The following is a 14,003-nucleotide window of genomic DNA, read 5'->3' as shown; positions in this document are numbered from 1 at the left end:
CCCCCGCTCCACTCCAGCAACCCCTGCCGCGCCAGGATCACCCGGCGCACGGCGGAGGGAGTGGTCTCGAGGGGTTTCATGTCCGGCGTTCGGCGCTTAGCGTCTTGCGTACGGCGTGGGACGTACGGCCTTTGGCGTTCGGCTCACCTCAGTTCTGCAACTCCCGGAACACCGCGTACACCCGCCCCCCCTTGGGGTAGGCCTCGAGGCTGTAGAGCGTGGGGTGCCCCGGCAGGGTGGCCTTGCCGCGGTAGGGCAGGCCGGTCTCGAGCGCCACCGCCAGCGGGTGGTCGCGGTGGACGGCCGCCCCCCGGCTCACCCGGTCGAAGACGCGCTCGTGCTTGGCGCTGAAGAACACCCGCAGGGGCTTGGCCCCCGCCATCAGCACCAGCGAGGGGGTGGGGCCGCGCTCGGCCAGGGCGATGATCGCCACCTCCTCCGAGACCTGGTGCCCCTCGGCGAGCTCGGGGATCAGGCGCGGGCTCTGGCCCTTGCGGGCGATGGCGGCCTCCACCACCTCCCCGGGCAGCAGCATCTCGGCGGCGCCCAGGTTGCACAGCGCCTCGAGCTGCGCCTCGAGCTGCCCCCCCTCGAACTCCTCGTGCAGGTCGGAGAGGACGTCGGCGTCGTTGCGGATGAGGTGGTGCATGACCTCGTGGGCCAGGGTGAAGCGCTGGCGCTTGGGGGGGGAGTCCTCGTCGATGACGATGCGCTGCTGCTCCTCGATGAAGGCCCCGAACTTGCCCTCGGGCAGCTTGGCGTACGCGAGCGAGACCCCGATCCCCCGCACCAGGCGTTCGGCGGTCAGCGGGGCGTGGGCCTGGCGGTACTCCCGGGCCATGCGGATGATCCTCGAGCGCAGGTCCATAGGCAGCCCATTATCCCCTACAGGAGCCGGTACATCTCCTGCACCACGTTCCAGAAGCGCGTAGTAGCCCGCACCTTGAGCCTGGACTCGATGAAGGCGTTGGGCGAGACGTTGCGCACGTTCTTGTCCAGCCGCGAGAAAACCTCCCCTGGCCGCGCCAGGACCACCTCGAGCTCCCTGTGCGGGGGCAGCGCCGCCGGCGCGGGCTCGCGCAGGAAGGTGACGAAGCGGCGGTGTGCGCCGCCGTCGGCCCCGAAGGGGTCGAGGCCGACGAGCTCGCGCAGGTGTTCCTCGGTCCGTACCATCACCGCCACGTCGCGGCAGCCTAAGGCGGGCATGAGCGCCTCGACCCGCCGGGCGACGGCCTCGGGGTCGGTCACGCCGCTCTGGAGCCAGACGTTACCGGTCTGAAGGTAGGTCCGGACGTCCTCGAAGCCCTCCGCCCTCAGCAGTGCCCGCAGGTCCTCCATGCGGAAGCTGTTGAATCTGCCCGCGTTGACCGCGCGCAAAAAGGCCGCGTAGCGCATGGCTCAGCGCACCCCCACGAAGATCGAGACCCGCTCGAGGTCCTCGTGGACCTCGTAGTCGTAGGCGTAAGCCCGCGCCGGGGCCCCCGGGCGGGCGAAGTACTCCCGGATCTCGGCCCAGGCCCGGGGAACGGCCTGCGCGGGCGAGCCCTCGGCGGTGAACATCAGGTAGCGCCCGCCCCGCACGTGCAGCCCGCTCAGGCCCGCCGGCGCGTCGTCGAGGCCGGGCACCTGGTAGCCCACCAGCACGGAGTACCCGCCCGCCGCGCCGCCGGCGTAGTCGAAGTAGACCGCGAAGGGCTTGCCCTTGGCCCGCAGCTTGGGGATCCGGTCCTCTAGCCCCTCCGTGTGGAAGCGCCGCCACAGGCCGGGGATGCGGGCGGTGGCGGGGTCGGCCTCGAGGGCGTCGGAGGTGCGGGCGCTGTAGCCCAGCACGTAGAAGTCCGACTCGGTGGTGGGGTATGGACGCTGCATGGCCCTATTCTCGCCTCGCCCCGGGGCGTTCGCGCCCTCCTTCGGTGGGGATCCCGAAATGCGAAGGGCGAACCCGAAGTTCGCCCCTGATGACGCCGGGTTGTGCTAGCCTTCCAGAACGCGCTTGAGGTGCAGGAAGATCTCGTACCAGTCGCGCTTGGACTCCGGGCGCTTGCCGCGCAGCTCGATGCGGGCGAGGGTCTGCTGCCACTCGGGGGTGATCTCCTTGCCCAGGGCGGGGTCGGCGAGCAGCTCGGCCAGGCCCTTGGGCAGCGAGGCCTCGGTGCGCTCGCCGTAGAAGTCCACGGGGGCGAGCAGGTCGTTGACGCTCACGCCGTAGGAGCCGGCCAGGGTCTGGAGGGTGTCGAGGCTGGGGTTGGTGCGCCCGCGCTCGAGGTCCGAGAGGTAGGGCACCGACAGGCCGCTCTTCTCCGAGAGGTCTTTCAAGCGCCAGCCCTGCTGGCTACGTAGTTCGCGCAGACGTTCGGCTAGTGTCATATCAAGGTCACGGTAGCACAACTGCCTTTTACGGTCAAGTCGTAATGCCCGGGCGCAGGGTATTGCATATGCATATGAGATTATGTTATGTTCATAACTGGAGGCCACGGATATGACCGCAAATGAGACTGTCTGGCGTTCGTTGGGACAAGGCAAGGCCCACCCGAGCGATGTCCTCAACACCCTCATCGAGATCGACAACCGCCGTGGCCTGGTCGGCCTGTGGGGCCTGGAGAGCGAGCTGCGCGACGCGCTGCCCCGGCTGCGCCCCCAAGCCCAGGCCCTCGCCCACGCCTGGCTCGAGGCCCTCGCCCTCTACCGCGCGAGCTACTACCCCGAAGGCCGCCTTTCCCGCCTCTTCAACCGCTTCCTCAACAAAGAACCCCAGGCCAAACTGGCCCGCGCCAGCTAAGCAGCACCCCTGCCGCTCGAAACTGCCCCGCCGTGGACGAAGCTCGAGCGGCTTTTCAGCGCGTCTTTATTCTGTTAACGACATAAGAGAGGCCCCTTTATGATGCAGAGCGTCGTCCAGGACAACCCCTTCCCCAAACCTTCCCCGCGCTTCTCGGCCTACGTGTTCGTCTCCTGCTACCAGCCCAGGCGGGTGCGCGAGGCCCTGCGGCAACTCCCCGGAGTGACCAAGGCCGACGTGCTGATGGGCAGCGGCGAGGTGGCCCTGGTCATCGAGGAGCACAACTTCGCCTCGCTCCAGGTGCGCCTCAGCGAGGTGCAGGCCACGCCCGGGGTCAAGCGGCTGTCGGTCAAGCTCGCGGCGTGAGGAGGGGAAGGGTCATGGAAGTCGTTCAGGAAGGTCCGTTCAAGGTCGTCGGCCTGAAGGTGGTGGCCCGCTGGGAGGAGCTGTGGCGGGAGATGCCCAGGGCCTGGGAGGAGTTCATCGCCCGGCACGGGGCCGTCGTGCACCGGCTGGAGCCCGCCTTCGTGGACGTGAGCCTCGGGAAGTCCGGGGACCTGTACGTGCAGGTCGTGGGCTCGAGGGTCCACGCCTTCGAGGACGTCCCGCCCGGCATGGTGGCTCTGGAGATCCCCGCCCAGCGCTACGTGCGCTACCGGCACGCCGGCCCGGTCGAGGGCATCGCCCTCTCCTTCGGGCGCATGTACGCCTGGGCCAAGGACAACGGCCTCGAGGCCGACGAATTCAAGCTCGACGTCGGCTACACCGCCGGCGGCGCCGAGCAAGAGCACGAGCTGTTCGTCCGGGTCAAGCCCTGACGGCCGGCTCGAGGACCCCGATTCGCCCCGAACGCGGGGCCTCATTCCCCAAGACGCAGGAGGAGCGTATGTGGAACAGCATGACCGGTGTGGACCTGGCGTTGCTCGAGCACAAGGAGCGCATCTCGCGCCTGCGCGAAGAAGCCCGGCTCATCCGCGAGTTGCGGCAGCTCTTGCGCGCGCGGGTTGGGGCCTACGTCTTCATCCGCGCCGAGCACCCCGCCCAGGTCATCGCGCAGGTGCGCCGGATCCGGGGCGTGGTCAAGGCCGACGCCCTGCAGGGCTCGAGCGAGGCCATCGCGGTGGTGGAGGGGGCCAGCCTCGAGCGCCTCGAGGCCCTGATCGGCCGCATCAAGAGCCTCCCCGGCGTGCTCGCGGCCAAGAGCAAGCTGGCCGCCTGACCCTCAGCGCGGCGGGCCCCTCCCGGCGTACACTGGGGCAACCCCCGTCGTGCAGCGCGTCGCCTGGGCCGGAGTTGTCACGGCGGGCCGTGGCGCCTGAACCCCGTGGAGGAGGTCGTTTATGCGGTGGACGGTCGTGCTCTTGGCGATGGCCCTGTCGGCCTGCAACCGGCCGGGTTCTGCAACCCCGGAGGCTCCCCCCGAGCCGGTAGGCCTCAGCCGCCAGGGCTGCAACCAGGGCGGCCTGTGGGTGGAGTTCCCCCTCGAGCAGGGCACCTACCGCATCACCCAGGCCGCGCCGGGCGTGGAGCCCATCCTCTACGCGAGCATGCCCGACGTGGTGGGCTACGGCACCCGGGTCGAGACCCCCCAGGCTAGCTTCAGCTTCGAGCGGCTGGAGGACGGGCGGGTGTGGACGGCGGAAGTGGTGGAGAACCGGTGCATTTGAGGGGCGATAGCCAATAGCCGGTAGCTGAACGCTAAGCGCGGGTCGTGCGTCGTACGCCGTACGTCGTACGTCTTACGCGAGACGCAAAACGCGAGACGCCTTTTCACCCCCCTTAGCAAGGGGGGCCGGGGGGGATAAACCCTCCCCGCGTGCGGGGAGGGGTCAACCACAGGCCACGGGCTTCGCCCTAGATTCGTGAGAACTTGAACGCTAGACATCTATGAACCTGGACACCACCCTGAACTATCTTCGTGAACACGGCGATTTCATCCAGCGGGCCCGGCTCGAGGCCTGGCTCGAGGGCACCCCGGCCTCCCTGCAGGTCGTGGAGGCGGCGCTGGGGGGGCAGCAGGCCGACGGCGGTTATCGTGCGGGCTGGTCGGGGGGGCGCAGTTCGCTCGAGGCCACCTGCGGGCGGCTGGCCCTGGCCGAGGCGCTGGGGCTGTCGGCGCGGCAGGCGCGGGTGGCCTCTGCCCTCGACTTCCTCCGGCAGCGCCAGGGGCTCGAGGGGGGCTTCGAGGAGCACCCCGGCCTGCGGGGGGTGGCCCCGCCGCGGGTGCGGCCCGGCTCGCTCGCCGCGCGGCTCTACCTCACGGCGCACTGCGGCTTCTGGCTCGCCGTCTACGGCCTGGACGAGGCCCGCGCCGCCCTGCAATTCCTGCGCGACCACCTCGACGCCGCCCGCCGCCTGCCCAGCCTCGAGGCGGCCCACGGGCTGGCCTGCGGCCTAGCGCTGAGGCTGGGCGACGCCGGCTTCGCCGAGGTGCTGGCCGACCATCTGCGGGCGCGGCTCGAGCACCTCCCCGCGCACGACCTGGCGCCCATGCTGGTCGCTGTGAGGCTGGGGGGCGTCTTCGGCGGCCACCCGCTGTGGCTCGAGGGCCGCGCCCGGCTGGCCGCCCTGCAGAACCCCGACGGCAGTTGGGCGGGCCCCGGCGGGCCGGACGCCGCCGTGACGCTCGAGGCGCTGCGCGCCCTGGCGCCGGCGGGCCGCGGGGCGAGGTGGCACCCGCCCGGCCACGCGCCGTACGCGCCCTAGTCGAAACGGGCCAGGAAGGCCTGCATGAACGCGGGCAGGTCGTCGGCGTGCTGGGCGGTGACGAGGTGGCCCTCGACCACCACGCGCTCGTCGAGGTAGACGGCCCCGGCGTTCTCGAGGTCCTCCCGGATCGAGCTGAAGCCCGTGAGGCGGCGCCCCTTGACCACCCCCGCGCTGATGAGCGCCCAGCCCGCGTGGCAGATGGCCCCCAGCGGCTTTTTCAGCGCGTCCACCTCGGCGATGAGACGGGTCATGGCCTTGTGGCGGCGCATGCGGTCGGGGGCGAAGCCCCCCGGCACGATCAGCCCGGCGAGGTCGCCGGCCCGCACCGACCCGGCCGCGGCCTTGGCCTCGAAGGTGAAGGGGGTCTTGCCGTGGAAGCTCCCCGGCTCGGGGCCGATCACCAGCGGCTCGAACCCGGCCTCCTGGACGCGGTAGTAGGGGTAGATCACCTCGCGCTCGTCGAAATAGTCCTCCAGCAGAATTCCGATCACGCTCACAGCCGGACCTCCTTGATGCGCTCGAGAAAGTCGTGGACGATGTTGCCGGTCACGCCCCAGATGTCGTAGCCCCGCCAGGGGTAGTGCCAGACCCGGCGCTTGAAGCCGCCCCCCGGCTGCACCAGCCCCGCGTCCTCGGGGTCTAAGGGCGGCTGGTTGAGGCGGGTCACCGCCCGCTCCTCGGCGTAGGCCGGGGCCTCGATGAGCTCCTGGATAGGCACCCACAGCAGCTCGCTCACCTCCTCGGGGTTGGGGGTGAGGCGCGGGGCGCGGGTGATGTGCCCCAGCAGCGGGAAGACCCGGTAGCCGAAGGGCGAGAGCGTGGGGTTGAGGTGGCCTAAGATCTCCACGGCGCCGGGCTCGAGGCCCACCTCCTCCCAGGCCTCGCGCAAGGCGGCCTGCTCGGCCGTCTCCCCGTCGTCGAAGCGACCGCCGGGGAAGCTGATCTGGGCGGCGTGGTGGGGCAGGTGCGCGGCGCGCACCGTGAACAGCAGGTGCCCCTCCCACACCGGCAGCAGCACGGCGGCGTCCACGAAGCCCTTGGGCAGCATCAGGGTCTGGGGCGGCCTGCTGACTAGGCTTTTGAGCAGTTCTGGTCGCATCGCTCCCGGAGCAGAACTTCCGGATTCACCTTCTCCCGGCGGCACAACGCCACCATCTGCCATAGTGCCTCGCCGAGGTCGCCCTTTTCGAGGGCCGAGATCACATCGGCGGGGGCGGCGGTGGGGGCCCCCAGCTTCTTCTGGATCTCGGCCGCCCGCGCCAGCGCCCCCAGGCTGCGGGGCACCTCGTCGCACGCCGAGGCCCGCGCCTTGCCCTCCGCCGCCTTGATGGCCCGCCAGTTGGCGCTGACCTCGGCCGCGGTGTCGGCCCGCACGTCCCCGAAGACGTGGGGGTGGCGGCGGATGAGCTTCTCGACGATGTGCCCCTCCACCTCGGCGTAGCTGAAGCTGCCCTCCTGCTCGGCGATCACGCTGTGGAAGGCCACCTGCAGCAGCACGTCGCCCAGCTCCTCGGCCAGCTCGTGGGGGTCGCCCTTGCCCATGGCGTCCACGGCCTCGGCGGCCTCCTCGAGCATGTACGGCCGCAGGCTCAGGTGGGTCTGTTCCTTGTCCCAGGGGCAGCCGTCGGGCGCCCGCAGACGGCGCATCACCTCCAAAAGCCTCTCCATGCCCCCAAGCTACCCCAAGGGGCTCAGGGGGATTGGGGGCTGGGTGCCCTCGAGGCGCGCGCCATCAGCCCCGCCGCCGCCAGCGTGGCCCCCACCATCAGCAGGCTCAGCACGTCCAGCCCGGCCCGCTCCCCCCACTGCCAGCCCAGCGGCCCCGGCGTCGGCAGCCCGGTGAGCCGCGTCAGCAGGAAGGCGGCCGGCAGCGGCAGCGCCACGAACACCCCCACCCGCGCCAGCGCCCGCTGGGAGGTGGGGGTGGGCTCGAGCAGCCGCGACAGCAGCAGCACCCCGCCGTAAGCCAGTTGCCCCGCCAGCAGCAGCATGAACAGCAGCGCGTACCAGAACCCCGGGGGCTGCTGGTCGAGGGTGAGGTCGCGCCCCGCGATCAGCGAGCCGCACAGCCCCCCGCCCAGGAAGGTCTGGCCGAAGCCCAGCAATTGCAGGAAGAAGGGCAGCATCAGCAGCGCCGCCGCCCAGGTGAGCCGGTCGTTCACGCTGCCAGTGTAGGGCAGAACACGGCCGGCGCCCAACCCACAGGGCGCCGGCCAACCGCCCGCCGCCCTACGAGCCCACCCGGCGCCCGCCCGGGGTGCGCTGGCCGGAGGCGTCCCACAGCAGGGCGACGCCCACCAGCACGCCCAGCGCCAGCAGGGCCAGCCACAGGCCCGGCTTCACGGTCATGAAGTACACCAGCGCCACGAGCAGGGCCCAGCGCAGGCGGGTGGCGCGGCGCAGCACCGGGTCGGCCATGCGCTCGAGCACCTCGGCGGGCACGGGGCCGTCGCCGCCGTGCGCGGCCCGGGCGATGGCGCCCATGCGCGGCCCGTCCACCACGCGCACCATCACCGCGACGAACACGAAGATCAGCAGCGAGAGGTTGACCCAGGCGATCTGGAAGCCCCAGGCCAGCGCGCACAGGGCGACGCCGCTGAAGAGCAGGAGGGGCGGGGCGAGCTTGAAGACCTTGGCGATCTGGCCGGTCCGGCCCATCTCCGCGCGCAGGGTCTTGAGGTCGGGGGCGTGCCGCATGGCCCGGAAATTGAGGGCCGAGACCAGCTCGGCCGCGAAGAGGGCCAGCGCCGCCGCGACGTGAACGAGCAGAATCCAGGGGTACAAAGCAACCATTGTTCAATCCTCCGATGGGGTTGGGCCTGCGGCCGCAACACCCGGGAGGATAGGCGGGGGGGCGTTAGCCGAGCGTTAGCACGCCCCAGTCCCGGCTCGCACGTTACCACCGCGTTACCGGGCCCGCGCTACATTCGGCCTTGGGGGTGGTTCGGATGCGCTAGGTGATCGCCCAGGACAGACCCGGCAATAGACCCTTCGCGAGGTTTCGCGCGCGCCACTTCGGGCCGGACCGCCGTTCCTGATGCGGCCAGGGTTTATCCGCCGTGGGCCACAGGATATTTCTGCTGAAAGTCTATTGAGGGGGAGAATTGCATGAACACGCTCGACGTAAAGCTCAGGCTGAACAACCTGCACTGCTTCGAGGAGGGCGACGGCATCGGCAGCGCGGAGCCCTACTTGTGGACGGTGTTCTTCAAGATCGACGGCGACACCGCCCGGGTGAGCCCGGCCCTGGCGCTCACCGGCACCGCCACCGTGCGCAGCACCCCGGGCAACCAGGGCGACCTGCCCAACCACGACGTAGACCCCGGCGAGAACGTGCCCGTCCCCGCCGCCATCGGCGAGTTCAGGACCCGGCTGAAGCCCATCCCCCTCGAGCAGCCCGTCGGCGGCGTCGAGGAGGTGGGCGGGGTGGTGGGGGTCATCGCGGTGCTGATGGAGGAGGACAACACCCCCAATTCGGCCATCGCCAAGGGACACGCCGCGCTCGACAAGGCCGTGCGCGAGAGCCTCGACGCGCTCGTCCCCACCCTGAACTTCGCGCACCAGGAGCCCACCGACGCCGAGATCGAGCAGATGAAGGCCCGGATCGGCGCGGCGGTGACCAAGGCCGTCAAGGACGACGTGAGCGTGTGGGAATGGCTGGGCGGCTTCGGCAACATGGACGACCGCATCGGCAGCGAGGTCTTCCGCTTCTCGCACAAGGAGCTCGAGCGGGCCGGCGCGGGTGGGCTGGAGATCCGCAAGCGCTTCAAGAACGAGGGCGACTGGGAGCTGCAGGGCCGGGTGACGGCCTCCCCGGTGAGCACCGCCGTGGGCCGCCTGCAGGTCACCCTGCGCGGCATACCCGCCGCCGCGGCCGTGGTCCCGGTGCGGGTGACGGGGCCGGGCTTCAGCAAGAGCGTGGGCCGCAGCACGACCCTGACGGACCTGCCCCCCGGCACCTACACCATCACCGCCCGCACCTTCACCACCGGCCTGCCGGGCAAGCCGACCTGCCGCTTCCACACGCCCGACCTCCCCACCCAGCAGCGGACGGTGGCGGTGGGCCAGACCGCCAGCGTCAGCGTGAGCTACACCTCGGAGCCGTGCGGGGCGTGAAGCGGCTCGAGCAGGGCCGCGTTGGTGGGGTTGTGGCGCAGGAAGCCCTCGCGGTGCCCGGCGGGGAGGCGCCCGGCGGCCCGGCGCACCCACTCCTGGGCCTCGCGGCGGCGGGCGGGGGCTTCGGGGTGGCGCAGGCCCTCGAGCGCCCGGACGTGGGCCAGCAGCACCTCGCCCCAGTAGAAGTCGGCGGGGTCGTACTCGGCGTGCAGCTCGAGGGCGCTGCGGGCGTGTGCTAGGGCCTCCTCGGGCCGGCCCAGGGCCAGCAGGGCCTGGGCCGCCCGGGCGTGGGCGGCGATCTGGAGGCCGCCGAGGCCGGCCTGCCGGCTTAGCTCGAGGGCCTGCCGCGCCCACGCCAGCCCCTCCTCCGGGGGGAGGAGCGCCGCCCGGGCCACGCAGGAGGCCCCCCGCAGGCCGTGGGAGGGGCCCGGCTCGGCCTCGAGCGCCCGCAGCGCCCCGGCGGCCTCCGGCCCGCCCAGGTGGAGCCACGCCAGCCGCAGATAGCCGCGCTGGTCGGGCGGGAGGGCCTGGGGGTCGAGGGCCTCGAGCACGCCCCGGGCCCGCTCGGGCTGCCCCAGCCCCAGGTGGGTCAGGGCCAGGGCCTTGGCCAGGAAGCCCCGGCGCCAGTAGGGCTGTTGCCGGGCGCGGGCTTGGGCGAGCTCGAGGTGCTCCAGGGCCGCGCCGAGCTCGCCCAGGTCGCGCAGGACGTCGCCCAGCAGCATGGGCACCGAGACGGCGAGCTCGCCCACCCCCTGCAGCGCGTCCATCAGGCCCATGGCCTCCTGCAGCACCTCGCGGGCCTGGCGCTTGTGGCCCAGCGCGCTCAGGCTCCAGCCCTGGTTGTTGAGCACCTTCAGCAGGGCGAACTCGTTGCCCGAGCGGCGCAGCGCGGCGGCGGCTTTGCGGTGGTGCTCCAGCGCCTCGCGGTGGCGCTCGAGCCCGTCGAGCACGATGGCGTAGCGCCCCTGGTTGGCGGCGAGCTGCTCGGCGTCGCCCAGCCGCTCGTAGAGGGCGAGGGCTTGCTCGAGCAGGGCGAGGGTCTCGGCGGGCTGCCCCTTGAGCCACAGCGCCGAGGCCAGGCTGGTGAGCAGCCGGGCCTCCAGGGCCGGGTCGCCGCTGTGCACGGCGAGCTCGTAGCCGCTGCGGGCCGCCTCCTCCACCCGCTCGCCCTGCCCGCTGCCCAGCAGGGCGTTGGCCCGGGCGTACCAGGCGCGGGCCTTCTGGTGGGGGGTGCGGGCGAGGGCGAACAGCCCCTCGAGCAGCGCGGGGTGGCCCTCGGCGGGCTCGAGCCGCAGCCGGACGTGGGTGAGGGCCTCCTGCACGTCGAAGCGCTGCTCGGGGGTGCCGTGCTCCTCCAGGACCTGCGCGGCCTGCCGGTAGAAGCGCTGCGCCTCCGCCAGCAGCGAGGCGCGCTCGGCCTTGCGGCCGGCCTCGAGCACGAACGGCAGCGCGCGCTCGGGCTCGCCCCCGGCCAGCCAGTGCTCGGCCACGCGGGCGGGGTCGGCCTTTTCCCGGGCCAAAGCGGCGGCCGTGCGCCGGTGCAGCAGGGCCCTGACCCCCTGGGGCATCCCCGCCGCCACGCTCTCGTGGATCAGGTCGTGGCTGAAGCGCTCCCCCTTGACCAGTTGGGCGCGCTCGAGCTCCTCCCAGGCCGGCAGCAGGCCCAGCGGCTCGCGCTCCATCAGCCGTGCGGCCAGCTCCAGCGAGAAGCCCTCGCCCGCCACCGCCACCAGCCGCGCCAGTTGCAGCGCCTCGGTGGACAGCCCCTCCAGGCGCCGCGCGATGATGCTGCCCACCTTGCCCGGCAGCCCCCCCTGGCCCGACCAGCCCTGCTCCAGGCGGTCGGTCTCGATGAGGTGGCGCACGGTCTCGAGCACGAACAGCGGGTTGCCGCCGGTGAGGCTGGCGAGGGAGTCGAGGTGGCGCTCGAGGCCGGGGATCCCGAGCTCGAGCACCAGCGAGCGCAGGGCTCCGGGGGGCAGGGGCTCGAGCCGGACGTGCAGCAGCGCCCCGGCCTCCTCCAGCCGCCGGAGGCGGTCCTCGAGCCCCGGGTGCAGCTCCCCGCTGCGGTAGGTGCCGATCACCCGCGGCGGGGCGGACCTGCTGGTGAGGTAGAAGGCCGCCTCGAGGCTGGGCAGGTCGAAGAACTGCAGGTCGTCGAGCAGCCGCGTGGCCTCGCCCTGGCTCGCCCGGCGCAGCAGCTCGCCCTGCGCCTCGAAGAAGCGCAGCTTGTCGGCCTCGCCCTGCAGCGGCGGGGGCTCCTGCCCGCCGGCCAGCTCGGGGAGGATGCGGCCGAGCTCCCGCCGCGCCCAAGGCGGCAGCTCGAGGCCCGGCTGCTCGCCCAGGAACTGGCGGAAGGCCCGCACGTGCGAGGCATAGGGCACCAGCGCGTCCCCCGGCCGCCCGCCGAAGGGCATGACCCGGCCCTTGGAGGCCGCGAACTCCAGCGCCAGGCGGGTCTTGCCGGTGCCCGGCTCCCCGCTGACCACGATGACCTGCCCGCGCTCCCAGGCGTCCTCCATCAGGGCCCACTCCCGCTCGCGCCCCACCAGCACCGGGGGCCGCTCGACGGACAGGGGAATGCGCCTGCGGGCGCCGGCCGGCTGGGGGGCCAGCCCGCCCCGCTCGATCTCCTGGGCGAGGGCGCGGGTCTCGGGCAGGGGCTCGACGCCCAGCTCCCGCCGCAGCACCTCCAGGCAGCGCCGGTAGGCCCGCAGCCCCGCCGCCCGGTCGCCCAGCAGGTAGTGCAGCCGCATCAGCCGCCGGTGCGCCGCCTCCGACACCGGGTCCTCCTCCAGCAGCCGCTGCGCCCACGACAGCGCCTCGGCCAGCCGCCCCTCGCGCTCGAGGCCCTCGCACAGCAGGCCCAGCCCCTCCCGCCGCAGCTCGCGCAGCCGCTCGCGCTCGTGGAGCAGCCACTCCTCGAACTCGGGGCAGTCGTCGTAGTCGTAGCCCTCCAGCAGCCCGCCGGGGTTCTCCGGCGGCAGGTCCCCCCGCCCCGAGGCCACCCGGCTCTGCAGCTCGGCCACGTCGCTGTGCACCCCCGGCCCCAGGCCCAGCGGGTCGGTGCCCTCGAAGAGGCCGGCGTAGCGGCGCAGGCCGAACAGCGCCTGGCGCAGGTTGTTGCGGGCGGAGGCGTCGGGGCCCCCGGGCCACAGCAGCCCGGCGAGCCTCGAGCGCGGGGTGGGCCCCTCCAGCGCCAGGTAGGCCAGGATCGCCGCCGGCTTGCGCTCGAGCCCCGCCGCTCGCCCCTGCCCCACGAGGGCGGGCTGCCCCAGCACCCGCAGCTCCCACGACTCCATGACTGATTGTAGTTAGGCCCCGCCCCCTCGGTCTTGAAGCCGTTCCAGGCTGCTCGAGCGCCACGGGAAAACCCCCTCTTTGGGGAGGGGGCGAATTCGCCGGGCGCGGTCAGGCGGGCCGTCGCTCGAGGCGCAGCCGGGGGGCCGGGCGGCGCGGGGCCTGCGCGGTCTGCCGCAGCAGGGCCAGCAGGCGGTAGGTGCGGGCTTCTTCGTGGCGCTGGGCGCGGTGGTGGCGGGCTAGCTCGTGGTGCAGGTGGTTCGACATGGTCTCTCCTTGCAAAAGGTGGGCCCCGGCCTGAGGAAAGCCGGGGCGCATGAGGAGGCTCGGAATCTCTCGGCAGCTATGGGTACATCGAATGTGCGAACGTCAGGACCATACTGGGGACCTCCCTCGCTGCGTTTGGTGACCTGAACGCTTCCCAATCGCAACACGGTGAGGATACGAACCCGGGCGTTATGCGAGCGTTAGTTTTTTGGGGGGTAAGATCGAAGGCGGTTTATGTGCGATTCCGAAGGGATTTACTGGCCCGATTACGGGGGTGGGGGCATCGTCAACCTGGTCGCCAGCCTGGCCGGCGTTTTCGGCCTCGAGACCGGACACCCCCCCTTCGCGGGCGAGCTGCCGCTGGAGGGCGCGGAGCGCGTGCTGCTGCTGGTCATCGACGGGCTGGGCCACCTCCAGCTCCGGCGCCACCTGGCCGGGGGGGACATGCCGGGGCTGCGGGCGGTGCTCGAGCACGGGGCCGCCTACGGCGTGGCGACGTCGGTCTTCCCCAGCACCACCATGGCGGCCATGACCACCTACCACACCGGCCGCACCCCCGCCGAGCACGGCTACCTGGGCTTCAGCGTCTACCTGCCCGAGCGCGGCTGCGTGGTCAACCTCATCGCCACCGCCGACCTCTACGGCAACCCCCTCCCCGACCCCGAGTTCCTGGCCGCCGTGCCCTCGCTCTACGAGCGCCTGGCCGCGCTGGGGGTCGCCTGCTGCACGGTGAGCCCCGCCGAGTACCAGGGCAGCTTCCTCAACCGCTGGTACTTCCGCGGCTGCGCCTACGTGCCCTACCACGCCCCCAGCACCCTCGCCAGCCTGATCC

At 72.3% G+C, this 14,003-nt stretch carries 19 protein-coding genes; 8 read left to right on the top strand and 11 right to left on the bottom strand.

All coding sequences use genetic code 11. The features are described from left to right. Positions 1 to 148: 148 nt before the first annotated feature. The 4 genes from Mterra_RS12685 to Mterra_RS12670 form a co-directional block, all read right to left on the bottom strand. Positions 149 to 868 carry an ImmA/IrrE family metallo-endopeptidase gene (locus tag Mterra_RS12685; protein WP_176582536.1) on the bottom strand — a complete coding sequence of 240 codons (720 nt, stop codon included), beginning with the start codon at positions 866 to 868 and terminating at the stop codon, positions 149 to 151. Positions 869 to 885: 17 nt separating this feature from the next. Further along, entirely contained in the window at positions 886 to 1,395 is a 510-nt protein-coding gene (locus tag Mterra_RS12680; protein ID WP_119315516.1) for a DUF1697 domain-containing protein, read from the bottom strand. Positions 1,396 to 1,398: 3 nt separating this feature from the next. Beyond that, positions 1,399 to 1,869 (bottom strand): GyrI-like domain-containing protein, encoded by a 471-nt coding sequence (locus Mterra_RS12675; protein WP_119315515.1) that lies wholly within the window; start codon positions 1,867 to 1,869, stop codon positions 1,399 to 1,401. 105 nt (positions 1,870 to 1,974) lie between these two features. Beyond that, on the bottom strand, positions 1,975 to 2,367 hold the full coding sequence (locus Mterra_RS12670; protein ID WP_027891342.1) for a helix-turn-helix domain-containing protein: 393 nt from the start codon (positions 2,365 to 2,367) through the stop codon (positions 1,975 to 1,977). A gap of 142 nt (positions 2,368 to 2,509) precedes the next feature. On the opposite strand from Mterra_RS12670, the gene Mterra_RS12665 reads away from it, so the two are divergent. The 6 genes from Mterra_RS12665 (at position 2,510) to Mterra_RS12640 (ending at position 5,485) form a co-directional block, all read left to right on the top strand. Next, a complete protein-coding gene (locus Mterra_RS12665) occupies positions 2,510 to 2,779 on the top strand; it encodes a hypothetical protein (RefSeq protein WP_245971620.1) in 270 nt (89 codons plus the stop codon). A gap of 99 nt (positions 2,780 to 2,878) precedes the next feature. After that, positions 2,879 to 3,145 carry a hypothetical protein gene (locus tag Mterra_RS12660; protein ID WP_119315513.1) on the top strand — a complete coding sequence of 89 codons (267 nt, stop codon included), beginning with the start codon at positions 2,879 to 2,881 and terminating at the stop codon, positions 3,143 to 3,145. 14 nt (positions 3,146 to 3,159) lie between these two features. Continuing rightward, positions 3,160 to 3,597: a GyrI-like domain-containing protein gene (locus tag Mterra_RS12655; protein ID WP_119315512.1), complete on the top strand. Its 438-nt coding sequence runs from the start codon at positions 3,160 to 3,162 to the stop codon at positions 3,595 to 3,597. 68 nt (positions 3,598 to 3,665) lie between these two features. Further along, positions 3,666 to 3,998, top strand: a complete 333-nt coding sequence (locus tag Mterra_RS12650) for an Lrp/AsnC ligand binding domain-containing protein (RefSeq protein WP_147372755.1) — start codon at positions 3,666 to 3,668, stop codon at positions 3,996 to 3,998. Between the two features lie 121 nt (positions 3,999 to 4,119). Then, positions 4,120 to 4,446 carry a hypothetical protein gene (locus Mterra_RS12645; RefSeq protein ID WP_119315510.1) on the top strand — a complete coding sequence of 109 codons (327 nt, stop codon included), beginning with the start codon at positions 4,120 to 4,122 and terminating at the stop codon, positions 4,444 to 4,446. Positions 4,447 to 4,666: 220 nt separating this feature from the next. After that, positions 4,667 to 5,485 (top strand): prenyltransferase/squalene oxidase repeat-containing protein, encoded by an 819-nt coding sequence (locus Mterra_RS12640; RefSeq protein WP_119315509.1) that lies wholly within the window; start codon positions 4,667 to 4,669, stop codon positions 5,483 to 5,485. Here Mterra_RS12640 and Mterra_RS12635 read toward each other — a convergent pair. From Mterra_RS12635 to Mterra_RS12615, 5 genes are all read right to left on the bottom strand, one after another. Next, positions 5,482 to 5,985, bottom strand: a complete 504-nt coding sequence (locus tag Mterra_RS12635; protein WP_119315508.1) for a type 1 glutamine amidotransferase domain-containing protein — start codon at positions 5,983 to 5,985, stop codon at positions 5,482 to 5,484. The genes Mterra_RS12640 and Mterra_RS12635 overlap by 4 nt on opposite strands. Further along, entirely contained in the window at positions 5,982 to 6,587 is a 606-nt protein-coding gene (locus tag Mterra_RS12630; RefSeq protein ID WP_119315507.1) for an NUDIX hydrolase, read from the bottom strand. The genes Mterra_RS12635 and Mterra_RS12630 overlap by 4 nt, the downstream gene beginning before the upstream one ends. Further along, the gene (locus tag Mterra_RS12625; RefSeq protein WP_119315506.1) at positions 6,560 to 7,156 is read right to left on the bottom strand and encodes a MazG family protein; all 597 of its coding nucleotides are present in this window, start codon (positions 7,154 to 7,156) and stop codon (positions 6,560 to 6,562) included. Before Mterra_RS12625 ends, Mterra_RS12630 begins: the two co-directional genes overlap by 28 nt. 23 nt (positions 7,157 to 7,179) lie before the next feature. Further along, on the bottom strand, positions 7,180 to 7,650 hold the full coding sequence (locus tag Mterra_RS12620) for a hypothetical protein (RefSeq protein WP_119315505.1): 471 nt from the start codon (positions 7,648 to 7,650) through the stop codon (positions 7,180 to 7,182). Between the two features lie 67 nt (positions 7,651 to 7,717). Further along, positions 7,718 to 8,281, bottom strand: coding sequence for a DUF2269 family protein (locus Mterra_RS12615; protein WP_119315504.1), 564 nt, complete (start codon positions 8,279 to 8,281; stop codon positions 7,718 to 7,720). A 315-nt stretch (positions 8,282 to 8,596) separates the two neighbouring features. On the opposite strand from Mterra_RS12615, the gene Mterra_RS12610 reads away from it, so the two are divergent. Next, positions 8,597 to 9,604 carry a hypothetical protein gene (locus Mterra_RS12610; RefSeq protein WP_119315503.1) on the top strand — a complete coding sequence of 336 codons (1,008 nt, stop codon included), beginning with the start codon at positions 8,597 to 8,599 and terminating at the stop codon, positions 9,602 to 9,604. On the opposite strand, the gene Mterra_RS12605 is transcribed toward Mterra_RS12610, so the two are convergent. Further along, entirely contained in the window at positions 9,577 to 12,906 is a 3,330-nt protein-coding gene (locus Mterra_RS12605) for an ATP-binding protein (protein ID WP_119315502.1), read from the bottom strand. The two genes, Mterra_RS12610 and Mterra_RS12605, sit on opposite strands and share 28 nt — an antisense overlap. A 109-nt stretch (positions 12,907 to 13,015) precedes the next feature. Next, entirely contained in the window at positions 13,016 to 13,171 is a 156-nt protein-coding gene (locus Mterra_RS22360; protein ID WP_170159655.1) for a hypothetical protein, read from the bottom strand. A 234-nt stretch (positions 13,172 to 13,405) separates the two neighbouring features. Between Mterra_RS22360 and Mterra_RS12595 the strand changes: the two genes are divergently transcribed. Beyond that, positions 13,406 to 14,003: alkaline phosphatase family protein (locus Mterra_RS12595; protein WP_176582535.1), on the top strand; the 598-nt coding region annotated here is incomplete at its 3' end.

It is taken from the genome of Calidithermus terrae (assembly GCF_003574345.1).
Taxonomy (GTDB): Bacteria; Deinococcota; Deinococci; order Deinococcales; family Thermaceae; genus Calidithermus; species Calidithermus chliarophilus.
This window is presented reverse-complemented; position numbering and strand designations above follow the sequence as displayed.

Bases quoted from the DNA above. Each gene is read 5' to 3' on its own strand.
- Mterra_RS12685 (WP_176582536.1), bottom strand. From the start codon at position 868: ATGGACCTGCGCTCGAGGATCATCCGCATGGCCCGGGAGTACCGCCAG.
- Mterra_RS12680 (WP_119315516.1), bottom strand. From the start codon at position 1,395: ATGCGCTACGCGGCCTTTTTGCGCGCGGTCAACGCGGGCAGATTCAAC.
- Mterra_RS12675 (WP_119315515.1), bottom strand. From the start codon at position 1,869: ATGCAGCGTCCATACCCCACCACCGAGTCGGACTTCTACGTGCTGGGC.
- Mterra_RS12670 (WP_027891342.1), bottom strand. From the start codon at position 2,367: ATGACACTAGCCGAACGTCTGCGCGAACTACGTAGCCAGCAGGGCTGG.
- Mterra_RS12660 (WP_119315513.1), top strand. From the start codon at position 2,879: ATGATGCAGAGCGTCGTCCAGGACAACCCCTTCCCCAAACCTTCCCCG.
- Mterra_RS12655 (WP_119315512.1), top strand. From the start codon at position 3,160: ATGGAAGTCGTTCAGGAAGGTCCGTTCAAGGTCGTCGGCCTGAAGGTG.
- Mterra_RS12650 (WP_147372755.1), top strand. From the start codon at position 3,666: ATGTGGAACAGCATGACCGGTGTGGACCTGGCGTTGCTCGAGCACAAG.
- Mterra_RS12645 (WP_119315510.1), top strand. From the start codon at position 4,120: ATGCGGTGGACGGTCGTGCTCTTGGCGATGGCCCTGTCGGCCTGCAAC.
- Mterra_RS12640 (WP_119315509.1), top strand. From the start codon at position 4,667: ATGAACCTGGACACCACCCTGAACTATCTTCGTGAACACGGCGATTTC.
- Mterra_RS12630 (WP_119315507.1), bottom strand. From the start codon at position 6,587: ATGCGACCAGAACTGCTCAAAAGCCTAGTCAGCAGGCCGCCCCAGACC.
- Mterra_RS12625 (WP_119315506.1), bottom strand. From the start codon at position 7,156: ATGGAGAGGCTTTTGGAGGTGATGCGCCGTCTGCGGGCGCCCGACGGC.
- Mterra_RS12615 (WP_119315504.1), bottom strand. From the start codon at position 8,281: ATGGTTGCTTTGTACCCCTGGATTCTGCTCGTTCACGTCGCGGCGGCG.
- Mterra_RS12610 (WP_119315503.1), top strand. From the start codon at position 8,597: ATGAACACGCTCGACGTAAAGCTCAGGCTGAACAACCTGCACTGCTTC.
- Mterra_RS12605 (WP_119315502.1), bottom strand. From the start codon at position 12,906: ATGGAGTCGTGGGAGCTGCGGGTGCTGGGGCAGCCCGCCCTCGTGGGG.
- Mterra_RS22360 (WP_170159655.1), bottom strand. From the start codon at position 13,171: ATGTCGAACCACCTGCACCACGAGCTAGCCCGCCACCACCGCGCCCAG.